Consider the following 25460-nt stretch of genomic DNA (forward strand, 5'->3'; position numbering starts at 1 on the left):
GCTGTCTTCCGTGAAACTTCTAAAGCTCTCCTCCCCTTAGCCACCGCCGTTTTTGACTCTATTTGATTATGTTAACTGAAAATGAATTTTATGAGCGTTATTCATCTTTCGAAAAAGAAAAACTGTTCGAGATCATTTTAAACAAAGACGGTTACCAAGAAAATGCAGTTTTTGCTGCAAAGCGAGTCGTTTTCAACAAAAATTTTTCAAATGAACTAGCTGAATTGATTGCATCCCATCAGGCCAGTACGATCGATAGACAATCAATGGAATTGGAAATATTCACTCAGAAGGCTGAATACTATGCTAAAGCAGTAAAGTTTAAGAAAGAGAATAACGTTATAAATATTAGGACCTCAGAGATAATCCGTTTTGAAGCGGCGCTCCAAAATGAATCAATAGATTATTTTAGTGAAGACAAGAATGTTGATGCTTTTATGGCACACTTCCCCACCCACTCATATTTTTTTTCTTAAAGAAGACTTGGAGGCAGTGAATGTGATAGTGAAACAACTCCAGATGACCGACCCGCATCTTGATCAAAGGCCTTTTTTGAAATTTGAACTGAAGGTAGTTGCAATTGCTTTGGCGGTTCTTGTTTGCTTAGCTCTAATAATTGGAATAGTAAGTCAATGAGATCCTCTCCTTTTGCCAAGGTTATGAGGTGAATTTGCATTTTTTATTTTTTTAGACTGAGTGTGGCGGTGACACTCGCTGAGGCGAAGAGTTCAAAATTCCCGGGTAGTGGATCGGGTTGTTGCACACCTCCCTGCAGTCTGGCCCCTTCGCTAGATTAACCCTTCATTGGTCAATCCTTTACGCTCAGTCTTACCGGAAAGATTTTTAACGCTCGGTTGCTTCGCACCAGCCCTGCAGCCTGGCCCCTTCGCTAAATCTTTCCACCGGAAAGATTTTTAACGCTCGGTCCTCCCCAGCCCCCTTTGTAAACAAACTTTTCCAAAACGAAGAACCCGGTTCAAGGGGGAGTTGCGGCGTGGTGACTGGGAAATTTGTAACTCATGTCTAACCAGAAAGCCGCTAGCGGTAACACTGACGGCGGCGGCGGATTCCAGTCCAGCTTCTGGAGAAGCAGGACAACGGGAACCATCGAAAATTGAATTAACTTTACAGACATGAAAGCGAAGAAAAAACTAGAAGGAGCCGGTAAGCTGGGGGTAAAAGTCGTAAAGAGCTATTCTTTGGCGACATCCCCGAAAAAGGTTCTCTTTCCTGAAAAGCTTGAGTTTGCAAACAAGGTGGTTTCCAATCTTAAGTGGAAAGCGAGTTGAAATAGATAGATTTTTTTGATTCTCCGCAATTTTACCAATAGGGCAAAATAGACGGATCAATTAGGGGATAATCGTCCACATGCCACCGTCGAGGGTCCACAGCAAAGCACCTTCAAAACATAAAGCCATCCGATATTTGGCTACTTGTAACAAATCGAATAATCAGAATAGATTAAAAAAAAAAAAATGGAACCACGATTGGTTCCATTTTCTGTTTTACGCTGGGGGAAACAGCACCCGATTGATCTTTGGGTGCGGGTTCGCCGAAGAACCTCATGGCCTTTATAAGGTCAGTAAGTTCGTGGACGGGGATACTTTCTGGGTGAGAGTCAGCCCTGAAAAGGATCTAAAGGTTAGATTGATCGGAGTAGACACCCCGGAGGTTAAATGGGAAGGGCTGACCGAAGAGCAACCCTGCGGAAAAGAGGCCTCTGAATAACATTCCAATAGCGACGAAAACCCCTTAAATAAGGAATGCCAATTCCGGTTTACCCGAAAAAATCGGGGCAGGCACTGCAACTGGAGTTTACCTGATCGAGATTTGATTGCTATGCCATTCGGTGACACTAGGATAGGTGGTATGAGACCTGTGCACCGAGGCGTAGGCACACCTCGTCAACTTAACGGTTGACGAGGCCGTCTACTCACCTGAGCGTTCGTGCTATGTAATCTATTTTCTGTATAAATATAAGTATCCGCCAGTCGCACTAACAAACTGTCCAGGATTGGCTCCTTTAAATTTTAGACCGAGTGTAATTTCCTTATGCGGAAATCCATCAATTATATTGGATGATTGATAGAGTGTACGGGTTGAATTGCTGGTAGCCGTTATTTTGCTACCAGCAATTTCAATATTGTCAGTGATATTAAATAATTCGATAGAATTGGTGTTGTCAGCGTGCGGCACATCCGTCCAAATAGTATAAATCACCGAATCAATTCCTGCAAAATCATCGATATTAAATTTTTGAATATTATTCACCCCCTCAGAGATTACTTGTGATCCATCAATGCTGACGTTACCTGGCAACGTGAACCTTATTTGTTTGTCAAACATTCCGTCTACGCCATTGCAAATATACTTTGAAATTTCAATTTCTGAATCGTCCAGAATTCCATTTCTATTTATATCACTACCGGAATTAACCTCTATACCACCATTAGAACATATATTTCCGGCAGAAATTTCTTCGGTTAAGATTAGACTGTTTACGCCATCATTTCCTGCTGTGCCGTTTTCCCCACTACAAACGTACTTAGCTGAAGTAAATTCATTATTATCCAATATTCCATTTTTATTTGAGTCTATTCCAGATATAATCTTAATTCCACCGTTGGGGCAATTCTGTCCGGCTAGTTCGTCACTAATATCTAGTAGGCTTGTTTGCCCCTCTGGTCCTTCGAAGAGTGAACATCCAGTTAAAACAATTGATAATGTGTAAATACTGACTTTTCTCATATTTTATTATTTATTTGTTAGTTTAAATATTTTATTTGGCACAACTGGATTCAGCTTGGAGAAGACCGGCATTCGAACACGTTCACTTCCTGCCTACTCTTAAATTCTTATAGATACTGATTTTCCATTATTAGTATTACTGCCTGCTGTATCCAAGGTGTTGTGCAGTTTTTCCAAAACTCCATTACACCGTCAAGTCCCTTTTTAATCCTTTGAACGCCCCTACTTTCTCAATTGCAAGTAGTCCACATTTACATATGGCTCTGCACTTGAACCGGCGTCGTGCCTTAAGGTCAGTTTTTCGTCTTTAAGTCCGAAAATTGATTCTATTGAGATTATGTGTCCAGTTTGCAGTTGACTACTGCCCAGGCTTCGCCCTTTCAGTCCCAGTGACCAGTGATTGACGGGAACTTGCGGGATAAATGGGTGACCCTGGCGATTTGCTTCTCAGCCGAGGCAGATCGCGATTACGACTGAGTAATAAAATTACTCGGTCATCTTGGATTTGCAAGATGCCGGGGCATAGTTTTAAAAGGGAAGCACCTCAAGTACTGGTTTACAGGCCAAAAGGCAAAGGGAAAAGGGTAAAAACGGGTCAAGGTCACTGCTCCTTTTTGAATTAGATAGGTTTGACTGCGTGCTTGCTTTCAAACTTCGGGAGTCTCGTCTCTGTGTCCTTTGGCTTGAGGAACAAGAATAAAAGTTCAACAGGAGGCAAAAATGGGAGTTTTTGAGCCTTTCTGAAGAGCCTCAAACCGCGCTTTACAAAGCCATAACCTGTTTTTATCGAAGGAACGACGGTGAAGGCAGGGTCTACCGATCCTGTAATTTTCTCTTTTCCCGCCCGTTGCCCGGAGGCAGCTATTAAAAAATGAGTATTTTTTGGACTAAAATCTTTAGATGGAACCTGAACAAGCCCAGTCCCCCGAGGTGAGTTCCAAGCCCGGCCCGCTACGAAAGTGGAGCGCTGACCGGCTGTTGGGAATCTCAGCAATATCCGTATCCTTCATGACCTTCTTGGTCCTGATCTATCAGACACAGATCATCCGGGAGCAGCAATTGCTTTCTGCCTTGCCCTATCTCCAAACAGGCAACATCGGGTTTTCCGCTCCCGACTACACCTTCTATCTAAAGAATGAGGGAGTAGGACCCGCTTTTATCGAAGATATTGTCATCAAATACAAGGGTGAGGTCTGGGAAGGAAAAGACCTGGCAGAGTTTTTAATGGAGGCGGATTCTGTAGTCGGTCGATTGCCCAATATCTACTACTCCAATGTAAAACCGGGCATGCTGATTCCGGCGGGAGGAAGTTTGTCGGTGATTGACGTGCGACAAGATCATCAAACCTCTCTCAAGTTCGCTGATATCCTTTCCAATTATGAAAAACAGGGCTATGGATTTGAGTTGATCTATTCCTCGGTCTATGGCGAAAGGTGGAAGATTACCGACCAGTCCATTGCGCCTGAGAAATTGTAGCGTTGTCAGGTTGTCTGCGGAGCTGTTGCGGGATGCTGGATGACCGATGCCTGATGGGGGATGTCGGAGAGTTGCGGCGGAATGAATTGAGTAACGGAACGCGTGCCGTAGGTTCGACAGATGGGTAGCCGTGATTCGCCTTGGCACAGGGATACTGTAAGAATCAGGAAGCTGGTGTCGAGGGACGGAGCGGAAAGCTGGAAGAGTTTTCTAGTCTCCCTGTCAGCGAGTTGAAAAAATACAGAATAAGTCTGTAGTTTGATTCATCAACTTGATTGAAACCCGCAATAGACCCTCTCCTACCCATGAAAATACTTTTTCTCAGGCTGTTTTTGGTGTATTAGTTATGAACACCTTCCTTTTCTGTTTTGGTAAGACCAGGACTGACCGGGAGATTGACAATTCGCTTGCGTTTTCAAAAGCATACGGCTATGTAAAATACTTTCATCCCAGTTCTGAAAGCGAACAGGTGGACTGGCTGGGATTCTTGGAAAATGGAACGCCACGGTCTTTTATATCAACCGGAGAAAAAACTGGCTGCTGTTTAATCCCCAGACCCACTATTCGGTGATCCTGGAAAACATCACCGCCAAAGAACTGCCTAATATCCAGGAAAAATTTCGGGAGGAATTCCTTCTACAGTTGGTCGTAGACGGGATCGATATCACCCAAAACAAGTCGACTGGCTCGTGGAAGACGTCAGGCTCCACTCTACCGATGCCGACCGGAGCGCTTTGGGGTATATCAATGAGATATTGTATACGATAGATTGTTATCAAGATCCGGAGTACTACAAGAGCCTCGCCGAAATAAACGTCTATCTCAACGACAGTATCTTCAGTCTCGACGGCTCATCCAGATACACCCGGCTTACCAAACCCAAAGAGGAAATGGAAAAAATACTAAAGGCATATATGGGTACAGAACAAGACATGGACGTTGGTTCGAAATCCTTGAATTAAGGATCGAATTACCTAGCTACTGTCGCGCTTGCTTTTTTTCCAGAAAACCCTATTTTTCAGTAGTCATTCGGATGAAAACCACCTGGTTAAGAGATAATCACTGTGATCGGATTCTGGACTCCGCATAAACAAACCTGCCCATGTGCTACTAATTTTTCCGACCGCCAATGGCTTCAAGAGCTGTCTTCTGACGAACTGTATGCGCCTTGGGTCCAGCAGTTGGATGCTTTCGAGGGGCAGCATTATGTCAACGGTTTTGCCCATCCCCAAGTGTATATCCTGACTAATGACCCGGATAAACCCATTGCAAAGATGGGATGGGGACTCCTGCCACACTGGGCCAATAAGAACTTCATCCAAAAGAGTACCTTGAACGCCATGGTGGAAACCCCGGAAAAAACGGAACATCTCAAAAGAGAAAAGAAAATTGGGGAAGATTACTCCATGTAACACGGATCAAATTGACCTAAGACAGGTATTTCTTTTTGTAAACCAACGGTGTCATCCCGGTAATTTTATTGAAATGCCGATAGAAATTTGACACATTGTTAAAGCCGCATTCATAACAAATTACCTCAATCGGCAACTTGTCTTCGATCAAGGCCCGACAGACATTGGATATCCGAATCTCGATCAAAAATTCGAAAAAGGTTTTATTGGTCATGGTTTTGAAATACCTGCAAAAACTGGACACACTTAGGCTGGCAATTGCGGCAATGTTCTCCAAGCTGATCTCATTCGGGTAATTTGTGAGCACGTAGCTATAGATCTTATCCAATCGCTGCATCTCTGAAACGTTGCCGAGATGACTGTTGGCGTAACCGGGAGAGATGGTTTCGTATTCAGAACTGGATTCGAGGATCTGGAGTATCTTTAAGAGATGAATTACCCGCTCCAATTGACCTGCTTTTTCTGTTTTATATAAGATCTTCGCGAGTTTTCTTTTTGTATCGCCGTGAATAATCATTCCTTTTTTTGCCTTCTCCAGTAAACCCGAAATACACTGGGTTTCGGGCAGAGCCAAAAAATCTCTCCCAAGGCAGGTAGGGAGAAATTGCAGTACAAAAGCTTCTACCTCGACCTCAGGATTTCCCTGGAAATATCCTTCTGCGCAACGCCAGGTATGAGGCAAGTTCTCTCCCAATAGAATCAGATCGCCATCAGAAAATGTGCTCACCGTATCTCCGATGTATTGGGTCCCGTGTCCCTTGATAATGTAGTGTAGCTCCAGCTCAGGATGGAAATGCCAGATTGTCCCAAAATTGGGTCGCCTATCATGTCGGAGGCTGAACGAATTCGCAGAGGTGATAGGGACTTTATGAAAATGAGGTTTCATTGTCTATTCGGTTGTTCGGATTAAGGTGGTTTACAGTCGAGACAACGATGAGTACGCCGCCGTTGTAGGATCTGAATTTTTATTTCGTTTGCAATCGATTACATACGGGATATGTAGGGGTAATGACGGTAAGATAGTATAGTTATTTGGCAAAATATGACAATGCCCCATTTTGGTTTTAGGTCATATTTGTTTTGATCATTTAACTCACTCAAGAATTAATAGGAGTATAGATGGATGAAGTGCCGGAAAGTGAGAGTGGATATTGCCGGTTACATGCCCCGTTTGGACAGCAAAAAACAAACGAGTCGCATAAGAATTTTAAGATTAGTTTTTAGTAGAGTCAGTCGATACCTAAACCCAAAACCGAAAAACATGAACGTAAGACTACCTTATTTTAAGAGGTATTCCTTGTTGACGTGGCTGCTGCTCTTGGGAGCAGTGGCCATGTCAACTGCCTCGCTCGCTCAGCAGCGAAAAATCACAGGAACGGTGACCACCGGAGACAACCCCTTGGGATTACCCGGAGTAAATGTTTTGCTAAAAGGAACCACCACAGGTTCCGTCACCGATATCGATGGCAAATATTCCCTTGATGCGCCCGAAGCCGGAGGTGTCTTGGTGTTTTCCATGATAGGATTCCAATCCATAGAAGAGGAGATCGGCAATAGGTCAGAGATCAATCTGGTCATGGTCGAAGATATTGCCGTTTTGGACGAAGTTGTCGTGGTGGGATATGGCACGCAGGTAAAGCGGAATATTACAGGCTCCATTACCTCGGCAGATTTATCCAGGAGTAGCGACGATGTCACAGTCACGGAGGCTATGGTCGGAGTACCGGGAGTCCAGTTTACTGAAACCGGACGGCCCGGGCAGGTCGGTAATATCCTGATCAGGGGACAAAATTCGCTTAGTGGCTCCAATAGCCCGTTGATTGTGTTAGATGGGATAATATTCAGCGGCAATCTCAATGACATCAGCCCGCGTGATATTCAGTCGATGGAGATCTTGAAGGACGCAAGTTCGACGGCTATCTATGGGTCCCGGGCGGCAAACGGCGTTATTTTGATTACTTCCAAAGCGGGAATGTCCGAGACTCCGACGATCAGCATCAATACCTATACCGGAATCTCTGAATGGGGTTCGGAACTCAAACTGCTCAGCCCGGAGCGATATATCCAGAGACGGCTGGATTGGAGAACGCAATCCGGATTAGAGTCTGATCCCGGTTCTATCGCAAGTTACATTTCTGCCACGGAGGCAGAGAACCTGGCAAATGGAAAATCGCTGGATTCATGGGATGAAATATCCCAACAGGGCAGGACAAGTTCATTAGACCTCAACATTTCCGGTAAGTCGAATTCGACCAATTATTTTCTAAGCGCATCCCTAGGTGATGACCAGGGGTTGATCTATGACGACAACCAAAAGAGAAACACTTTCCGGGCGAATATTTCGACCACCATCAAGCCCTGGCTGCAGATCGGGACGAATACAATGTTTTCTCATAGAGATCTATCTGGCGTAAGCGCCAGTCTGAATGATGCCTATCGAATGAGCCCTCTCGGAACCATGTACTACGAAGATGGTTCTCCCACTCAATTCCCCGTTCCCGATGAACAGGCGGCTGGGAATCCGATGAGAACGTCGTTGCTCTCCGACAATGAGGAAATACGAGAGAACCTGTTTAGTAATTTCTTTGCCAAGGTGGATGCGCCATTTTTGAAAGGGCTTTCCTATCGGGTGAATTTCTCCCCCAGTTTCCAGTGGAATCACGACTATAATTTTGTTCGCCAGGATAAAAATGTATCGTTCAACAGTACTTCGGCGAGAAAAGCCAACGAAAGACAATACAACTGGGTCCTGGAAAATATCCTCACCTATGCCAAAAGTATTGGGGAGGATCACAACTTTGATGTCACCCTGCTGTTTGGAAGAAATCATGTAGAAGCTGAGTCTACCCTGGCTTCTGGTGAGCAATTCAATGTAGATGTGTTAGGGTATGACAATCTGGGACTTGGTGAGATTCAAAGGATAAGTTCATCCGCATATTCGGTAGACATGATTTCCTATATGGCAAGGGTGAATTACCAATTCAAGAATAGGTATTTGTTTACGCTTACAGCAAGAAAGGACGGGAGTTCCGTGTTTTCTGTAAACAACAAATACGCTACGTTCCCTTCCGGTTCTGTCGCTTGGATCCTGACCGACGAAGGCTTTATGAAGAATTTGGAGTTTTTGGATATGTTGAAGTTACGGGTCTCGTATGGTTTGGTAGGGAATCAAGCTATCGAACCGTACCAGTCTTTGACTTTGTCTTCCACCGCCAGATATGTCTACGGTGATGGAGGTGCCAGCAGTTTGGGGGTTATCACGTCTACCTTGGGGAATGACGACCTGACTTGGGAAACCACTAAAACTGCAAACATCGCGATGGATTTTGAATTTTTCCAGAGGAGAATTTCGGGCACTTTGGAATATTATAACAGCAACACGGAGGATCTATTGGTGAGGAGAAGTATCCCTGTAATGAACGGATACACAAGTATCTTAACCAACATCGGAAATGTAAATAACCGCGGTGTTGAGCTTTCCCTGTCAACTGACAATATCAGGAAGGCTAAATTTAACTGGAGCACGGACTTCACCTTTTCCTATAACAAAAATGAAATAACCCATTTATTCAACACCGATTTGGATGAAGACGGAATGGAAGATGATAATATAGCCAACAGTTGGTTTATCGGTAAGCCGATTAATTCTTACTATGATTATGTCTTTGATGGCATCTATCAGGTTGGTGACGATGACATCCCTGCCGGATCTCAAGCAGGCTTTGTAAGAGTAAAGGACCTCAACGGTGACGGCGTACTTAACCCGGACGATCGGACAGTGGTTGGGTCAGGAAATATTCCCAAATATCAGTTTGGTCTTAGAAATAACTTTAGCTACAACAATTTCTCTCTTTCCATCTTCATCAATGCGATGCAGGGCTGGATCGCCCCATTTAATTTGATCAATCCGCTGGTACCCGGACGAAGCCTTAACCAAATAGATGCCGGCTGGTGGACTGCCGAAAACCAGTCAAACACCAGGCCTTCTCTATTGTACAATAACCCGCTAAATACAAGCTGGTATCAAAGCAGAGATTTCATAAGACTTAGGGATGTGACGTTTTCTTACGACTTCGAGCAATCGATGCTGGATAAGCTGAAGCTGAATGGGGTAAAAGTGTATGTGACCGGAAAGAACTTGGCCACAATGACCGATTGGTTAGGCACAGACCCTGAAAATGGAGGTGCCTACACCAGCTCACAGGGAAATAACAACCTCTATCCTATGCCAAAGACATTTTTAGTGGGGTTGAATGTATCATTCTAATTCTTAATCCTTAAAGACCAGAAAAATGAAAAATCTAAGTATATACAGTAGTTGGAAAAAGGCTTTTGGAATGTGTTTCCTTGTCCTTGTATTTTCCTGCAATGACGATTTCTTATATGAGCAGCCGTTGTCATCCTTAAGTGCTGATAACACCCTGGTTTCAGTTGCCGGATTTGAAACTTATATGACCGGACTGTCATGGGCTGCCAGGGAGGAATATTCCCAGGATGACAATACCTTTTTCATCACCAATTTTCCAGGGACTGATGTAGGAGAGGACGCTGGGGCAGAATATTTCACGTATCGAAACTGGATTTCTTACCTGACTCCGGTCACTCCTGAAGTAAATGCAAACTGGAATTGGGCCTATGGAAAGATGCTTCCTCAGGCAAATACGGTAATTGTTTATGCCAATAAAGAGTCGAACAGTAAAATTTGGCAAAATGAAGCACAGAAGAATGCAGTGATTGCCGAGGGCAGGTTTTATAGAGCTTATACGCACAATTTCTTGGCAAATCTCTATGGTGGTGTGCCTTTGGTAGATACCATCCGTAACGTCCCACAATTTGATTTTGAGCGGAAGGACCGGAGTGAAGTGTATGAATTTGCCAAACGCGATTTGGAATTTGCTTCACAATGGTTGAAGCCGGCGGGACAGACTTTGCCGGGAAGAATTTCCAAAGGCGCAGCGGATCATTTGCTAACTGAGGTTTATATCAGCTTGGGGCAATATGCGGAAGCTATTGAAAGCGCTTCTCGAGTAATCAACTCCGGTGATTATCAACTGATGAACTCGCGATTTGGCAGCAGCAAAGACAAGCCCGGAGATGTATTTTCGGACCTGTTCAAGGATGGGAATTACAACCGGAATTCCGGGAACATGGAATCAATTTATGTCTGGCAGTTCGAGAGTTTCACTGCCGGAGGCGGCGGGACACGGGATGGGAACCAGGGTGTCAGAAATTTTGGGCCGTTCTTTGTCCGGATACTGGATCCTGATGGCGTTCCCAATATACCGACCGATGAGATGGGCAGGGGTGTCGGGAGGGTGAGAGGTACAGAGTTTTCGCTTTATGAAATTTGGGATGACGCCAATGATCTTCGAAACTCAGAGTACAACATGCGTCGGAATTTTTACTTCAACAATCCAAAATCCAAATATTTCGGGCAGCTGGTGCCCGCACGAACTACGGGTGAAGATACCCTTCGAAGCATGTATTCGTATCCCCGGAAGATAGAAGGACTGCCTTGGAACCTGAACAATACTTCTGGAAGGACCTCAAAAGATGTCTACGTTTACCGACTGGCGGAGACGTACCTGCTTCGGGCCGAAGCGTATTATAGAAGCGGAGATTTGGCGAAAGCTGCGGAGGATTTAAATGCGCTAAGGGAACGCGCTAACGCAAGTCCTATAACAGCCGGGGAGGTTTCCCTTGATTTTATTCTGGAGGAGAGAGCTAGAGAACTGCTTTTTGAAGAACCACGAAGACGTACCCTGATCCGCATGGGAAAACTGGTAGAACGTGTGAGGAAATACGGCCTCTTGGAGAGTTCACGCAGTACCGTCCAAAATCACAATGACCTGTGGCCAATCCCCCAGGTGGCGATCGATGCAAACTTTGGCAAAGACTTGGTACAAAATCCCGGCTATTAAAAACTAAAAAATGATTCTGAAAATGCGTTTTACGTTAACCGGGCTGTTAATTGCACTGATCCCACTCTTTGGATCAGCACAGCAAGCGCCCAATGATATTACAGGGAGATTTTATCTACCACCAATGGCCAAGCCCGGAGAAGGCGCTTTGCTCAAAGCAGAATTGATTTATTCGCTTGAAAACCCGCCGACTCCTGAAGTGCACGCATCGACCTTGATCGAAACACCGAAAGGGATCGTTGCGGCATTTTTCTCAGGAACCCATGAAAACAATCCCGATGTAGGGATCCGGGTGACTCGCTTGGAAAATGGCAAATGGACTTGGCCTGAAGAAGTAGCCAATGGAGTTCAAAATGATACACTTCGATTTCCCTGCTGGAATCCCGTCTTGTTTCAACCTGAAGGCAAGCCACTTATGCTGTTTTACAAAGTTGGTCCCAGTCCGACGACTTGGTGGGGAATGCTGATGACGTCAACCGACAACGGAAGAACCTGGTCAGAGCCTGAAAAACTTGGCGAGGATCCGAAGATCGGGCATATCATCGGCCCGGTCAAAAACAAACCAGTCCAGTTAAAGTCAGGAAGAATCATCAATCCAACCAGTTTGGAATACATTATCAATAAGCGGGAGCAAGACTGGATGGTCTATTTTGAAATCAGCGATGACGGAGGCGAAAATTGGAAAATGGTTGGGCCAGTACATGACGGAGTGAAATTCGATGCAATCCAACCCAGTATCTTGACCTACCCTGACGGGAAGATCCAGGCGATTTCACGGACCAAGCAAAACGTACTGACGCAGATCTGGTCTGCAGATGAAGGCGAGACTTGGGGCGAAATGACCGCTCTGGATCTGCCAAATCCCAATTCTGGCACCGACGCGGTAACCCTTGCGGATGGCAGACAATTGCTGATCTACAATCATTCAACAAAAGAGGGCGAGCAGCCAAAGGGAAGAAACATCCTGAATCTTGCCATTTCAACCAATGGAAAAGACTGGACACCGGTGATGACGCTGGAGAATGTTCCGATTGAAGACGGGTATGCCTATCCTGCAATTATCCAAAGCAAGGATGGATTGGTTCATCTCACTTACACCTACAACAGAAGGTCTGTAAAATATGCCGTCGTTGATCCTGCTAAAATCAAATTATAGGTCTTTTTAAAAAAACTGAAAATGAATTATTTAAAAGCATTTTTTCTGGGTTTCGTTATCTCTGTCGGATCGGAGATGCCACAGGCAGTAGGCCAGGAGATGTATATCAAGCACCACGTGGTCTTCCAGGAAGACGGGAAATATGCGGGATGGCCTGCGAATCATGGCATTTGGGGTTGGGGTGATGAGCTCTTGGTTGGGTTTGTCGAAGCGTCATTCAAGCAGACGCAGCCGGGGCTTCATACCTATGATCCCAAGACAGCCGAAAATCAATATGCGAGAAGCATGGATGGTGGCGAAACTTGGACCATTAAGGACGCCTATTCCCAGGGTCAAACTGCTTGGGGCCATGACAACAACATCACGCCCGATCGCGCAACTGTACCCGCTGTGCTGAAAGAACCCATGCCCGATTTTACGTCCAAGGACTTTCTTCTGACCTTCTTGAGACATAATAACCACGATGGCCCAAGTCACTTTTACTATTCAAAGGATAAAGGAGCACATTGGGAAGGTCCCTACGTGTTTCCAAATATGGGTACGGCGGGCATCGCAAACAGAACTGACTACCATGTGGAGGGCAAGCAGACGCTCAGCGCTTTTGTGACTACTGCAAAATCCAATTCCAAGGAAGGGAGGGTTGGATTTGTGAGGACGACCGATGGAGGGCTCACCTGGAATCTGATCTCCTGGATTACCGCCGAGCACGGGGGCTTTGATATCATGCCGTCTTCTGTCAAACTGGATGAAAATACATGGTTGACCACCATCAGAACGCGCTTAGAAAACGGTCAAAATCTGATTTCAAGCTACCTCTCAAAAGACAACGGAAATACCTGGAACCGGCTGAAAGACCCTGCTCCGGATACCGGAAGAGGCGGGTCCCCGCCAGCTCTGGTCAAACTCAAAGATGGTAGATTGGCGCTGGGATATATTCACCGGAGTGACTTTGGGTCAAGAGTCCATGTCCGATTCAGTTCGGATAAGGGTGTCTCCTGGAGTGATGAAATCACGTTGCGCAACGGCGACGGTGCCAACAGAGATGTGGGCTATCCCCGAATGATCCAGCGGGCAGACGGAAAACTGGTGATGGTTTACTATTGGAACAATGCCAAGGGAGAAAACACAAAGCCCTATCGATATATCGTGGCAACCATCTTCGATCCTGAGCAATGGAAATAAGTAGTACCAATTCAACCAATTGAGCTAACATCTTCAGCAAATCTCATATCTATGCCCACATTTTCAGGAGACAACCCACCGTTGCGTGGAATCATCCCACCAATGATCACCCCACTTCATGCCGACGGATCGCTGGATTTGGACAGTGTGAAGAAACTCATCGAACACCTGATTTCGGGAGGCGTTCATGGGATCTTTATCCTTGGAACTACCGGAGAGTTTTCAGGCCTTAGCTATTCCATTCGCAAAGAACTCATTTCCAACACCTGTAGGCTGGTGGCTGGCAGGGTGCCGGTTTTGGTTGGAATTACTGATGTTTCTTTGCACGAAAGTATCGAACTGGCCAATTATTCGGCTGAGGCCGGTGCGTATGCAGTGGTTGCTGCTCCGCCGTTCTACATGAACATTGATCAGCAGGAAATGTACACCTATTTCAGGCAGTTGGCTGATGGGATTGCTATTCCGATGTTCCTGTACAACATGCCCTCTCATACCAAGCTTAGCATTGAGGTGAATACTGCGATCAAACTGTCCTCGCACGAGCGGATAATTGGCTTGAAGGACAGTTCTGCGCATGCGGTGTATTTTCAGCTACTCATCCATGCATTTAGAGAGCAGAAGGACTTTGTGCTGATGGTAGGGCCGGAGGAGATGATGCCCGAAACCGTCTTGACGGGTGGTTTTGGGGGAGTTTGCGGAGGTGCAAATCTTTATCCCAAACTGTATGTGGCGCTGTATGATGCAGCCGTAAATAAAGATTTTGAAAAAATCAGTGCTTATCAGAGATGCGTGATGGAGGTCAGCAAGAACATCTACAATGTAGGCGGATACAAATCGAGCTACATGAAAGGGCTAAAGACGGCACTATCCTTTAAGGGACTTTGTCAGGCAAATTTTGCCCCGCCGTTATATCCGTTCTCAGCGACAGAAGTGCAGGAACTGAAAGTTAGATTTGATAAAATTTCCGACATGTTGGCCTCATTGGAGGAGGAAGTTTTAGCCCTGAACGGGAAGAAATGATCAAAGAATATCTTTCGGGGGATTACTCGAAAGTGGAGATTTGGAACAAGTGTACTGGTCAGTCTACAGAACATGGAAAAATACTTCAATCGATCGATCCGTCATTCAGAACAAGGAATTCAATATTGCAGTAATGAGTATGTCAGGTTATTGGAGGACCATAATACCGCGATCAGCATGACCGAAAACGGAGATCCGTTGGAAAATGCATTGGCGGTTCCGGTTTACTAATAATTGGTACAATAAGTCAATGAGATTCCCTTATTTCCTCAAGGTAGAGGGGTGAAGTTGCATTTTTTATAGTTATAGAATGAGATTAGCGATGAACTTATGGAGGCGAATTCAAAATTCTTGGAAAGCAGATTGGGATTGCAAATCCCGACCAGCTGGGCGCACCGATTGGGATATCTCGTCAAATCCCCCGACCCCCCTTTCAAAAACAACCCTTTCCTTTCGAGTATTACAATTTAAGGGGGAGTCAACGCGGAAGGAAGCCGGACTCCCGATACACTACACTTCCCGATTCTATAACTATCGGGATTAAAACCTTGGGACAGGCTCTCCCCTACCTCATCCCTCACAGCCCACCCTACAGGCTTACCCAAGCCTTCCCGCCCTGCATGCTGGGTCCTCGCTAAAATGATCCGAAGGGGTCATTTTTTGACGCTCTGCCCTCCTCAGAAAGATTTTGTAACGGCTTGTGCCCTGCCTCCGTAAGGAGAAGGCGATTCAATCAAGCCTTTCGCCTTCTTGCCAGCGTCTGATTTTCATTCGAATTGTCTTCGCATAGAAAACCCCGCTATGGCTTTTTTCATTCCAGCGGTTGGGATTGCCCGACTGTATCAAACCGATCCGAGCCGTGTCCTAAATTCGGACAGGCTTAAGTAAGTAGCTCCATAGTATATTGATGATTAACAGGTTGTATTTTGGCGTCAACTTTGACAACAGGATTGGATGCGATCCCGCTTCAGTATTTGGCCAATTTTCAGTTATGAACCAACATGTTAAAAAACAACATTAAGATCGCTTTACGGACGCTGTGGAAAAACAAACTGTTTTCGTTGGTCAATATCCTAAGCTTGTCACTGAGTATGGCGGTTGGGGTTATTCTTTTTACAGGCATAAAGGCCGATATCGACACAGACCATTTTCACCCGGACCTAAATCAACTGGTGCGGATAATTACGCAGGAATCAAAAGAGGGAGAAAAAACCAAATGGGCAACAGCTCCACTGCCATTGGCACCGCTAATGGAAAACATCACCTTTGTTGAAAATACGGTGAGAGTTCGCCTGGCAGGAAAACACAACCTGCAAACCGACAGAGGAGATGTTCCTGTTGATGTAAAATTTTCTGAGCCTTCTTTTTTTGATGTTTTTGGTTTCAAACTGCTGTCAGGCAATCCACAAAGCCTTAGCAGCAATCCTACCACGCTTTTTTTAACTGAAAGTACAGCCGAAAAGATATTTGGAAATGCCAACGCCTTAGGCCAAACTGTCCGGTTTGAGAACCTGGGTTCTTATACTGTGGGGGGAATTATCCAGGACCCGCCTTTACGAACGCATCTGCCCATCGAGGCAATGATTTCTATCAGTTCTGCTGAAACGCTTGAAAAGGAAGGGGCGATCAATGATATATCGCAGCATTGGGATCAATTCAAAAGTTCTGCAATCTATTCCAGATTAAAATCAGAAGATGATTTAGAGCAGCTCAATACAAAGCTTCAAGGCTACAATCGGAAGTTGGATAAGAGCAGTCTCCAGTTTGTGGCACAACCCATCGAAGATATCACCCCTGGAGACCAGGACATTAAAAATGATCCCAATGTGGGCGCCAATTGGGAGAGCATAAAAATCCAGCTGTTTTTAATTCTGGCCCTGACCCTTTTATCTGCTTTCAACTACATCAGTTTGGCATTGGCGCGTGCTGTCTCCCGGGCGCCGGAGGTGGGTATCCGCAAGACGTTGGGTGCGACAAGAGCTCAGGTTATTGGTCAGTTTTTAATGGAAGCGACTCTTGTTTCCCTATTTGCTTTGGTGCTTACAGTACCCTGTGTCAGCTTTCTAATGGATCAGATGCCCGAGATGGAGGTGACGTTTTCTTGGGATCTAATTTTATTCTTAGGCCTGCTAGCCTACGCAGTTATCACCGGCCTAGTCGCGGGGGCATTTCCCTCCTGGCTATTGTCAGCGTTCCAGCCTGTACAGATCTTACGTAAGATGAAGAATGTCAAGCTGTTTCGGACTGTTTCTTTTTATAAGATCTTGGTAGTTGTACAATTTTCAGTTGCGATCATGTTTATGATACTGGTGGTGATAGTGGCCGATTATGAAATAAAAAGCCGTGCAATCATCGGCTCAACCGTCCCATCCAATGTGCTTACGCTCGATTTAAAAGGTGAAAAATACGAAGCCCTGCAAAACGAAATAAACCAGTTAAGTCAGGTAGAAACAACTTTGGCGACTAACTGGTATCATGAACCAATGCAAACTGGGAAGTCTTCCGTCACATTTGGCGGTAAAACTCTGGAAATAAATTACGTAAGTATTGACCCACGTACTCTGGAAACAGAAGGTGTCAGCTTGATCTCCGGGCAAAATTTTCCTAAAGATATGCCTGAAAGTACAGAGCAGTATGTGTTGGTAAATGAAGCTGCGGCAAACTTATTGGAGGCTAAATCAGAGACCATAGTGGGGCAAAATCTGTTGCTGGACTCTACCTATGTACAAGTCATTGCCATCATGCCCAATGAGACCATTGGCGAACTACGGCCTATGATTTATCGGTATCTGCCAAATGAAATAGCCACCTTGACCATTAAGATAAACCCGCATGCAGAATTGGAAGTGTCCAAGGCCATTCAATCCTTATGGAAAGACAATTTTCCTGAAAAAACAGCAAATCTTTATAATCTAAAAGATTACCGATATTCAGGACCAAGCAGTGGAGATAGATTAGGGTTGTTTGGAGGTGCTGCCCTGATTGTCCTGATCATCGCTGCTTTGGGCATCTTGGGCATAGCCAGCTACTCTGTAGAAACACGCACTAAAGAACTGGGTATAAGAAGAGTGCTAGGAGCCAACAACTTAAAATTGGTGTGGGCGGTTACCAGAAAATTTGGCATTCTTATGCTGATTGCCGGGCTTGTTGGCACTCCACTGGGCCTGTTTTGCGGTGATTTAATTAAACGGGATTTAGGAAGCAGTCTGGTTAATCTGAGCTTTATAAATGTAAGTATCGGCTTCAGTTTGGTTGTCCTACTTGGGCTACTGGTTGTCCTATCCCAAACCATTCGAGTGGTGCGAATTGAACCCGTCAAAGTCTTGAAAGCGGAGTAAATTTACCCATAGGGGTTTAAAGTGAAGAGTTTAAAGTGGGAGGAATTCCGGCGATGTTCGCGAGTTGATATGTTTTCGGATTTACGGTTTACGAAGTACGATTTACGAGGTCTTTGGGGTAGTTGAGGAATTTGGTCTTGGCTATGTTCTCGATTTTCCAAAGTTGTCGCGTTGTCCGTTGAAGCTGTTGTCACGTTGTCGGATTTACGATTTACGAATTACGATTTACGAGGTCTTTGGGGCAGTTGAGGAAGTTGGTTCTGGCTACGTTCTCGGGTTGTCGAGTTGTGTGCTGCGCGGTGGCGAGTTGTCGGGTTGTCACGTTGTCTGCTGAAGCTGTTATCAGTCTGGAGTTTAAAGAGAAGAGTTTAAAATTGGAGGAATCCAGCGGTGTTTCGGGTTGGTGAATTGTGAGATTGTAAGTGGTAAGGTTGTTTGATGATGTGAATTTCCCGAGGATGTAAATGCCGAAAAGAGGAACTTCACAAGGGTATTTTTTGAAGTTTAATAAATTGCGTACTTTACGTAACGCATTGTGCGCAACGCATTATACGTAAAACAGAACCATCATGAAATTGCCATTTAGTCCATTCTTAACGCTCGGTTCTCCCCCTACCCCCATTGAAAACATTCAGTTCCTTTCGGAATATTAGACTTCAAGGGGGAGTTGCCGCGGAATGAATTGGAAACTGGTGTGCTAAGCCGAGCATCAATGCAGGACAATGGAACGAAAAAATAAAGATTCGTACTGCCCTGCAAGCTAGCCCAAACCTAAAACAGCCCGCCTCGGCGGACTGTTTCTTCACGCTCACCCCTTGAAGAAGTGGGACAACAAGAGACGAGAGAGGCGGTTGCGGGTAAGTGAACCTCGATTCCCTATTTGACCGAGCTCGCAGATTTTTTCCTTCGTCACTTTTTGAAAGCCAAAAAGTAACCCAAAAGCTTCGGGCCCCAGTCTTTACTTCCAATCGGTGGTGTTTTCTGCCAGAAAGGTATTGGTGGACGATTGGATTTTTGGTCCTGCTCCAAACCTAAAAACAGGTGGATCTCTCTCGCTTACTCGAGAGCTAACCTGTTTTTTTTACGGTTTTCCGCATCACCAAAAACCGTAAATTCTGAAGGGCCCTACTCTACCCGAATACGTCGTGTATCTCACTAGACGTCGCTTACGACTGAAAAATCTTACCTATCATTTGGTTTTTACGCTCCTATTATCATCCCTGATTTGCATACATCATGCAGGGTTTTGCATACAGTTCTCACTGCTCTTTCCCTGAAATTTGTGTCTTCAATAGAACATAAATTTATGGATATCAAGAAAATAGCATTGGGAAATCAGGGACTTATTGTTCCAAAGATCGGTTTGGGCTGTATGGGTATGACAGGCTTTGAAGAAGCACATATGTATGGCAAAGCGGACGAGCAGGAAGCGATTGCAACGATCCACCGGTCATTCGAACTGGGTGGAAACTTCCTGGATACCGCGGATCTTTATGGTCCTTTTAAAAATGAACAGCTTATAGCAAAAGCTATCAAAGGCAACAGGGACCACTTCATTATTGCCACCAAATTTGGATGGGAGATAGACGACAACAACAAGGTGACCTGGGCAATCAACGGGAAAAAAGAGTATGTAAAAAAAGCTGTTGAGCGCTCCCTGAAGAATCTGAAAACCGATTACATTGACCTATACTACCTGCATCGTCTGGATAAAAATACGCCCGTCGAAGAAACCGTTGAGGCAATGAGCCTACTGGTGAAAGAAGGAAAGGTGGGGTACTTGGGACTTTCTGAGGTATCCTCCGAAACAGTCAAAAGAGCTCATGCCGTTCATCCGATCACCGCAGTTCAGAGCGAGTATTCTCTGTTTGAGCGTACGGTGGAGGAGCGCGGAGTATTACAGACCTTAAATGAGTTGGGGATAGGGTTTGTCGCTTACTCTCCTTTGGGCAGGGGCTTTTTGTCCGGAAACATCCGCAGTCTGGACGATTTGCCGGAGGATGATTTCCGCCGGGCAATCCCCCGTTTTCAGGAAGCGCATTTCCATAAAAATATCGAGTTGGTGAAATTAATTGAAACCATGGCGGCGGATAAAGGAATTACCTCCTCCCAACTGGCGTTAGCATGGATCATGAGCAAAGATATTTTGCCGATTCCAGGAACAAAACGAAGGAAATACCTTGAGCAAAATATTGCTTCTGTCGAAGTCGAATTGAGCGAAGCAGAACTGCAAAAGCTTGAAGGTATCGTGCCTTTGGGCACTGATACAGGCTTGCCTTACGATGATTTCAGCATGGGGCTTATAGACTAAGCTTTCCTGGCGACTGCAATTCAAGATGCAGTCGCTGTTTTCTTTACTCCTATTCCCTTTTAATTGACCGCCATGAATACCATCAAATCCATCTCAGAATTTCACCGCTTGTTGTCTTTGCCTGAACCCAAGCATCCGATGGTGAGCATGATCAACCTTTCCGAAAGCATATTTTTAGATGAGGATGTGTGGAAAGGTTTTGTCAACAGCTTTTACTGTGTGGCACTAAAACGGGAAGCAAAAGGCAAAATAAGATACGGACAGCAACACTATGATTATGACAAAGGGGTATTGAGTTTCACAGCGCCTAATCAGGTACAATATTTAGACGTTCAAACAATGGAATGCGGTTCAGGATATCTGCTGATTTTCCATCCGGACTTTCTGATGAAGCATCCCCTGGCCCAGAGCATCAGCAGATACGGATTTTTCTCATACGCTACCAATGAGGCACTTCATCTATCTGCTGAAGAGGAAGATGATCTCATTATGATACTCAAGAAGATTGATAAAGAATGTGCACCTATTGACAGGCATACCCAGGAAATCATTCTTTCTCAGATTGAATTGTTGCTGAATTATTCAAAACGCTTTTACGAACGCCAGTTCATCACCCGTAAAAACAACAATCATCAGCTACTAATAACCTTTGAACAGGAAGTAAACCGCTATTTTGAAAATGAGCAAACCGGGTTATTGACGGTTCAGTATATCGCACAGCGAATGAATCTTTCGCCTAATTACCTGAGCGACCTGTTGCGCGTGCATACTGGCCAAAATACCCAACAACACATCCATGAGAAATTAATTGAAAAGGCGAAGGAGAAACTTTCCACAACCAGTCTTTCAGTCAGCGAGATCGCTTATACCTTGGGGTTCGAGCATTCCCAGTCATTTAGCACGCTCTTTAAAAAGAAAACTACGATGTCACCCCTTGAATTCCGTCAGTCATTCAATTGATTTTTTTGGGAGAGTGGAGGTTCGCTGCTGCGCGTTGGGAGATTAACGTTTCGACTCCGCTCAACACAAGAGTTTGAAATGTGGGATGACGCATGAGGGATGACTGATGTGTTTGTTGTCGGGTTGTCGGCTTCGCGTTGTCCGCTGAAGCTGTTGCGGCGCGGACTCTGAAGCGATAGTCCCGATGAACGGAGTGATTTCGGGAGAGTCCAACTGTGAATAGCCGTGGGTGAAGCCTGAGGTACGAGGGCTGTAACCCACGGTAAAAAAGAAAAAAGGCCTTTGACCTCGGCGCAGGGATATTGTGGGTAAGAGGATCTCGCTGCCGAGGGACGGAGCCGGAAGTTGTAAGAGATTTTTTGGTTGTCGGATTGCAAGTACTATGATAGGACCTCTACATTGCAAATGGCGAGGAGCTAGGCAATGTAAAGTACGACAAGGGCTTGGGTGAGGCCTCAGGAACTGCTATCGTTGATTTCTTTATGTTCTTTTTTCTTGATAAAAAAGAACGAAAAAATCAAGACGCAACCTGCCCTGCAAGCTGGCCCCTCTCTAGATTAATTCACTGGATTAATCTTTAACGCTCGGTCCTCACCGCACTGGGCCGGACGCCGGAGTCACTTTGCCCACCCTGCATGCTGGCCCGAACCTAAAACAGCCCACTGGGCTGTTTCCTAACGGTTTGTCCCCGGACCGCGCCCTCCATTCGGGTATTGGGCAAGGTGTTGGTCTTTTAAAGAGTTGCCGATCTACCAGTTCAAATGGCATGAAGTGGGTAGCGATGTAGGATTCGGAAAAAGCTCCGTAGGAGCGGAATTTTTGTAGCCTGAGGTTTCATGTGATGTTTGATTATCTAATGGTCACATAGCCTGTCCCGATTTTTCTTCGGGAGAATCTCGCATGGAGGAAATCTGTGCATGGATATCGGCCAGTAGGTCATGCTTGATTTTAACCCCAGGTAATTATGAATCAGAATTTCAACCTCGGCGCAGGGATACAATGAGTAAATCGGTGTCGATGCCGAGGTACGAAGACGATGGTTGATTGATAATAAATTTAAGTGAAGAAGTGGTCTGTGCGGACACACATCACGGCGAGGCGGGCATAGACCATGGTGACAGAACTCCTGGTCAAATCCCCCTACCCCCTTTGATAAACATTCAGTTCCTTTCCGAATATTAGACTTCAAGGGGGAGTTGCCGCGGAATGAATTGGGAATTGGTGTGCTAAGCCGAGCATCAATGCAAGATAACGGAACGAAAAAATAAAGATTTGTCCTGCCCTGCATGCTGGCCCAGTCTTTACTTCCAATCGGTGGTGTTTTCTGCCAGACAGGTATTGGTGGACGATTGGAAGAGTTTTCTAGTCTCCCGGTCAGGAATTAATAATAATACAGAATAAATCTGTAGTTTGATTCGCCAACTTGATTGAAACCCGCAATAGACCCTCTTCTACGCATGAAAATACTTTTTCTCAGGCTGTTTTTTGGTGTATTAGTGATGAACACCTTTCTTTTCTGTTCCGGCCAGACCAAGACTGACCGGGAGATTGATAATCTGGTTGCGTTTGCAAAAGCTTACGGCTATGTAAAATACTTTCATCCCAGTTCTGAAAGCGAACAGGTGGACTGGGGATGGTTTTCGGTGTATGGTGCCCAAAAAGTTCTGCAATGCCAGGATCAGGGAGAACTGATCCAGACCCTGCAAAGGCTGTTTAACCCTATAGCTCCCACGGTTACCTTTTCCTCCACGGCTCCCGATCCCATGGATTTTCAGGAACTAATCCAGCCGAAGGACACGACCAGATACCTTCCCGTGTACTGGCAACACCGTGGAGTGACCAAAGACATGGCTCCACTTGGTCCGGTTTATCGAAGTGTCCGGGTTAACTCCCTCCAGATTAATACCACTGAATCTACCGGCGAACAGTCCGGTAAGGCTGCAGCCGAAGGTCTTACTGAGGCAATATTTGAGGGTTCCCCCGACCCCAACGAAATCTGGATCAGGCAGATCGGAGACAATCTGTGGATGGGAATGCCGCTCGTCCTGCAGCTTAAAGCGGGGCAGACCTATCCCGAAAGCACGGTTGCTATAGAAAAGTTTATGACTGAAGGTGAGCCGGACACCCCGGAGGATGCTTCCTCTTTGGCTTTTCGCTGCGGAAATCTGATCAATGCCTGGAATGTATTTCAGCACTTTTATCCCTATTTCACCGAGATGGGTATCAACTGGCAGCAGGAACTCAAAAACAGCCTGTCTTCCACCTATTCCAGTGACAAAGCCACGCACATCAAGGACCTGAAGCGGCTTACTGCAGCGCTCAAGGACAATCATGTCACTGTATCAAGTCCGGAAACGGAATACGCTGCCCCGCCTTTTGATGCGGAATGGATTGAAGGGAAACTGGTGGTAACCGCGGTATATGCCGGATCTCCGGATTTAAAAGTCGGTGATGTGATCAAGCAGATCGATGGGAAATCTTGCGAAGAACTGTTTGGGGAGCTTCGTCCGTTGGTATCCGCTGCTACGGAAGGGTGGTATAGCTATCTGGCGCCTATCCTGATGCTCACCGGAAAAGAAAATTCGACATTCAGTTTTACGGTAGGCGTCAATACTTATGAAACCACTCGTCTTTCGAACTATTATCGGCAGAAAGGCGACTCAAAACCCAGCGACCCCGGCTACCGATTCCTGGATGACGATGTCGCATATCTCAATCTGGATGTGGTTTCGATGGACACGATCACTAAGCTGATGCCCAGGCTGAAAGCCAGCCGGGCGATCATCGCTGATGTGAGAGGGTACCCCAACTCCAACCATGGACTGATCAATCATCTACTGTCCAAGAAGGATGAAAGGAAGTGGATGCACGTGGACCACTACCTCTACCCTGATCAGGAAAACAAAGCCGGAACGAGTGACTACGGTTGGGAGATGGAACCTAAAAAACCTTACCTGGGCGATAAAAAAATTGTTTTCATCACGGATGGCCGCGCCGTAAGTTATGCAGAAAGCTATCTGGGCTTTATCGATGGTTATGGTCTGGGGACCCTCATCGGTCAGCCGAGTTCGGGTACCAACGGAAATGTCAACAGATTTGATCTTCCCGGCGAGTATCGGATTTCCTTTACAGGGATGCGGGTGCTAAAGCAGGACGGAAGCCAGCTTCATGGGATCGGTTTTTTGCCGCAGGTATATGTGGACCGCACCATTGCCGGAGTGAAGGCAGGGAGAGATGAGTACCTGGAGAAAGCTATTGAGTTGGTCAGGTGACGCTGTTGTCGGGTTGTCCGCTGAAGCGGTTGTCAAGTTGTCGGATTTACGATTTACGAGGCCTTTGAGATAGTTGAGGAATTTGGTCCTGGCTACGTTGTCGGGTTGTTTTTGGATTTACGATTTACGAAGTACGATTTACGAGGTCTTTGGGGTAGTTGAGGGATTTGGTTCTGGCTATGTTCTCGGGTTGTCGGGTTGTCCGCTGCGCGTTATCCTGTTGTCGGGTGGGGAGTTTAAAGTTTAAAATGTGGGATGACGGATGCTGGATGACGGATGTGTTTGTTGTCACGTTGTCAGCTGAAGCCGCTGTCCCGTTTTCGGATTTACGAATTACGATTTACGAGGTCTTTGGGGTAGTTGAGGAATTTGTACCTGGCTATGTCCTCGGTTTGTCGAGTTGTCCGGTGCGCGTTATCCTGTTGTCGGGTTGTCCGCGGAGCTGTCGTCAGGTTGACGCATTGTCCGTGGAGCTGCCAGGAAGGTTAAGGGTTAATTGTTTAAGAGTTAAGCGTGGGGATGAAAACCTTCGAGGTCCTATCCAATCAGGCTTTGCCAATCAGCAGAAATCAAAAAGCCGTGAGTGGAGAAACTCACGGCGGCGAAGTGCCGGATGACCGATGTCTTGGACAGCGTTATTGCCAGGCTGTTGAGGCGAATTAGT

Annotated in this window: 19 protein-coding genes; 17 read left to right on the forward strand and 2 right to left on the reverse strand. The window is 45.7% G+C overall.

Annotated features, from left to right (window positions below):
• Nucleotides 1–68: 68 nt before the first annotated feature.
• Both G459_RS0126290 and G459_RS30100 read left to right on the forward strand, forming a co-directional pair.
• A complete protein-coding gene (locus G459_RS0126290; protein ID WP_026970236.1) occupies nt 69–476 on the forward strand; it encodes a hypothetical protein in 408 nt (135 codons plus the stop codon).
• Between the two features lie 657 nt (nt 477–1133).
• Nucleotides 1134–1289, forward strand: a complete 156-nt coding sequence (locus G459_RS30100) for a hypothetical protein (RefSeq protein ID WP_157373472.1) — start codon at nt 1134–1136, stop codon at nt 1287–1289.
• Between the two features lie 670 nt (nt 1290–1959).
• Here G459_RS30100 and G459_RS0126315 read toward each other — a convergent pair.
• Nucleotides 1960–2748: a DUF7151 family protein gene (locus tag G459_RS0126315; RefSeq protein WP_026970238.1), complete on the reverse strand. Its 789-nt coding sequence runs from the start codon at nt 2746–2748 to the stop codon at nt 1960–1962.
• Nucleotides 2749–3648: 900 nt separating this feature from the next.
• Between G459_RS0126315 and G459_RS0126320 the strand changes: the two genes are divergently transcribed.
• The 4 genes from G459_RS0126320 to G459_RS0126335 all read left to right on the forward strand — a co-directional run bounded on the left by G459_RS0126320 (nt 3649) and on the right by G459_RS0126335 (nt 5636).
• On the forward strand, nt 3649–4224 hold the full coding sequence (locus tag G459_RS0126320) for a hypothetical protein (RefSeq protein ID WP_026970239.1): 576 nt from the start codon (nt 3649–3651) through the stop codon (nt 4222–4224).
• A 483-nt stretch (nt 4225–4707) separates the two neighbouring features.
• A complete protein-coding gene (locus G459_RS30730; protein WP_425393755.1) occupies nt 4708–4992 on the forward strand; it encodes a DUF6933 domain-containing protein in 285 nt (94 codons plus the stop codon).
• Complete coding sequence (locus G459_RS0126330) at nt 4914–5186, forward strand: hypothetical protein (RefSeq protein WP_157373473.1); 273 nt, start codon at nt 4914–4916, stop codon at nt 5184–5186. The genes G459_RS30730 and G459_RS0126330 overlap by 79 nt, the downstream gene beginning before the upstream one ends.
• A gap of 102 nt (nt 5187–5288) precedes the next feature.
• Nucleotides 5289–5636 (forward strand): hypothetical protein, encoded by a 348-nt coding sequence (locus tag G459_RS0126335; RefSeq protein ID WP_026970242.1) that lies wholly within the window; start codon nt 5289–5291, stop codon nt 5634–5636.
• Between the two features lie 16 nt (nt 5637–5652).
• Here the strand turns inward: G459_RS0126335 and G459_RS0126340 are convergent, their stop codons facing one another.
• Nucleotides 5653–6522, reverse strand: coding sequence for an AraC family transcriptional regulator (locus tag G459_RS0126340; protein ID WP_026970243.1), 870 nt, complete (start codon nt 6520–6522; stop codon nt 5653–5655).
• Between the two features lie 375 nt (nt 6523–6897).
• Between G459_RS0126340 and G459_RS28700 the strand changes: the two genes are divergently transcribed.
• The 11 genes from G459_RS28700 to G459_RS30110 all read left to right on the forward strand — a co-directional run bounded on the left by G459_RS28700 (nt 6898) and on the right by G459_RS30110 (nt 25459).
• On the forward strand, nt 6898–9903 hold the full coding sequence (locus G459_RS28700) for a SusC/RagA family TonB-linked outer membrane protein (protein WP_169725078.1): 3006 nt from the start codon (nt 6898–6900) through the stop codon (nt 9901–9903).
• Nucleotides 9904–10087: 184 nt separating this feature from the next.
• Nucleotides 10088–11557 carry a RagB/SusD family nutrient uptake outer membrane protein gene (locus tag G459_RS0126350; RefSeq protein ID WP_245588249.1) on the forward strand — a complete coding sequence of 490 codons (1470 nt, stop codon included), beginning with the start codon at nt 10088–10090 and terminating at the stop codon, nt 11555–11557.
• A gap of 22 nt (nt 11558–11579) precedes the next feature.
• Nucleotides 11580–12713, forward strand: coding sequence for a sialidase family protein (locus G459_RS0126355; protein WP_245588250.1), 1134 nt, complete (start codon nt 11580–11582; stop codon nt 12711–12713).
• Between the two features lie 21 nt (nt 12714–12734).
• On the forward strand, nt 12735–13895 hold the full coding sequence (locus tag G459_RS0126360) for a sialidase family protein (RefSeq protein WP_026970246.1): 1161 nt from the start codon (nt 12735–12737) through the stop codon (nt 13893–13895).
• A 51-nt stretch (nt 13896–13946) separates the two neighbouring features.
• Nucleotides 13947–14915, forward strand: a complete 969-nt coding sequence (locus G459_RS28705) for a dihydrodipicolinate synthase family protein (RefSeq protein WP_035457038.1) — start codon at nt 13947–13949, stop codon at nt 14913–14915.
• Nucleotides 14916–14987: 72 nt separating this feature from the next.
• Complete coding sequence (locus tag G459_RS30105) at nt 14988–15146, forward strand: hypothetical protein (RefSeq protein WP_157373474.1); 159 nt, start codon at nt 14988–14990, stop codon at nt 15144–15146.
• A gap of 770 nt (nt 15147–15916) precedes the next feature.
• Nucleotides 15917–18253, forward strand: a complete 2337-nt coding sequence (locus G459_RS0126380) for an ABC transporter permease (RefSeq protein WP_026970247.1) — start codon at nt 15917–15919, stop codon at nt 18251–18253.
• Between the two features lie 1306 nt (nt 18254–19559).
• The gene (locus G459_RS0126385; protein ID WP_026970248.1) at nt 19560–20564 is read left to right on the forward strand and encodes an aldo/keto reductase; all 1005 of its coding nucleotides are present in this window, start codon (nt 19560–19562) and stop codon (nt 20562–20564) included.
• A gap of 72 nt (nt 20565–20636) precedes the next feature.
• Nucleotides 20637–21524, forward strand: coding sequence for a helix-turn-helix domain-containing protein (locus tag G459_RS0126390; RefSeq protein WP_026970249.1), 888 nt, complete (start codon nt 20637–20639; stop codon nt 21522–21524).
• A gap of 1457 nt (nt 21525–22981) precedes the next feature.
• Complete coding sequence (locus G459_RS0126400; protein WP_084454733.1) at nt 22982–24796, forward strand: S41 family peptidase; 1815 nt, start codon at nt 22982–22984, stop codon at nt 24794–24796.
• Nucleotides 24797–25315: 519 nt separating this feature from the next.
• Nucleotides 25316–25459 carry a hypothetical protein gene (locus G459_RS30110; protein ID WP_157373475.1) on the forward strand — a complete coding sequence of 48 codons (144 nt, stop codon included), beginning with the start codon at nt 25316–25318 and terminating at the stop codon, nt 25457–25459.
• Nucleotide 25460: the final 1 nt, after the last annotated feature.

It is taken from the genome of Algoriphagus terrigena DSM 22685 (assembly GCF_000429445.1).
Classification (GTDB): domain Bacteria; phylum Bacteroidota; class Bacteroidia; order Cytophagales; family Cyclobacteriaceae; genus Algoriphagus; species Algoriphagus terrigena.

Excerpts from the sequence above, each read along its gene's own strand:
- G459_RS0126290 (WP_026970236.1), top strand. The coding sequence starts at position 69 with ATGTTAACTGAAAATGAATTTTATGAGCGTTATTCATCTTTCGAAAAA.
- G459_RS0126385 (WP_026970248.1), top strand. The coding sequence starts at position 19,560 with ATGGATATCAAGAAAATAGCATTGGGAAATCAGGGACTTATTGTTCCA.
- G459_RS0126320 (WP_026970239.1), top strand. The coding sequence starts at position 3,649 with ATGGAACCTGAACAAGCCCAGTCCCCCGAGGTGAGTTCCAAGCCCGGC.
- G459_RS0126360 (WP_026970246.1), top strand. The coding sequence starts at position 12,735 with ATGAATTATTTAAAAGCATTTTTTCTGGGTTTCGTTATCTCTGTCGGA.
- G459_RS30100 (WP_157373472.1), top strand. The coding sequence starts at position 1,134 with ATGAAAGCGAAGAAAAAACTAGAAGGAGCCGGTAAGCTGGGGGTAAAA.
- G459_RS28705 (WP_035457038.1), top strand. The coding sequence starts at position 13,947 with ATGCCCACATTTTCAGGAGACAACCCACCGTTGCGTGGAATCATCCCA.
- G459_RS0126355 (WP_245588250.1), top strand. The coding sequence starts at position 11,580 with ATGCGTTTTACGTTAACCGGGCTGTTAATTGCACTGATCCCACTCTTT.
- G459_RS0126315 (WP_026970238.1), bottom strand. The coding sequence starts at position 2,748 with ATGAGAAAAGTCAGTATTTACACATTATCAATTGTTTTAACTGGATGT.
- G459_RS28700 (WP_169725078.1), top strand. The coding sequence starts at position 6,898 with ATGAACGTAAGACTACCTTATTTTAAGAGGTATTCCTTGTTGACGTGG.
- G459_RS0126380 (WP_026970247.1), top strand. The coding sequence starts at position 15,917 with ATGTTAAAAAACAACATTAAGATCGCTTTACGGACGCTGTGGAAAAAC.
- G459_RS30105 (WP_157373474.1), top strand. The coding sequence starts at position 14,988 with ATGGAAAAATACTTCAATCGATCGATCCGTCATTCAGAACAAGGAATT.
- G459_RS0126350 (WP_245588249.1), top strand. The coding sequence starts at position 10,088 with ATGACCGGACTGTCATGGGCTGCCAGGGAGGAATATTCCCAGGATGAC.
- G459_RS30110 (WP_157373475.1), top strand. The coding sequence starts at position 25,316 with ATGAAAACCTTCGAGGTCCTATCCAATCAGGCTTTGCCAATCAGCAGA.
- G459_RS0126340 (WP_026970243.1), bottom strand. The coding sequence starts at position 6,522 with ATGAAACCTCATTTTCATAAAGTCCCTATCACCTCTGCGAATTCGTTC.
- G459_RS0126390 (WP_026970249.1), top strand. The coding sequence starts at position 20,637 with ATGAATACCATCAAATCCATCTCAGAATTTCACCGCTTGTTGTCTTTG.
- G459_RS0126400 (WP_084454733.1), top strand. The coding sequence starts at position 22,982 with ATGAAAATACTTTTTCTCAGGCTGTTTTTTGGTGTATTAGTGATGAAC.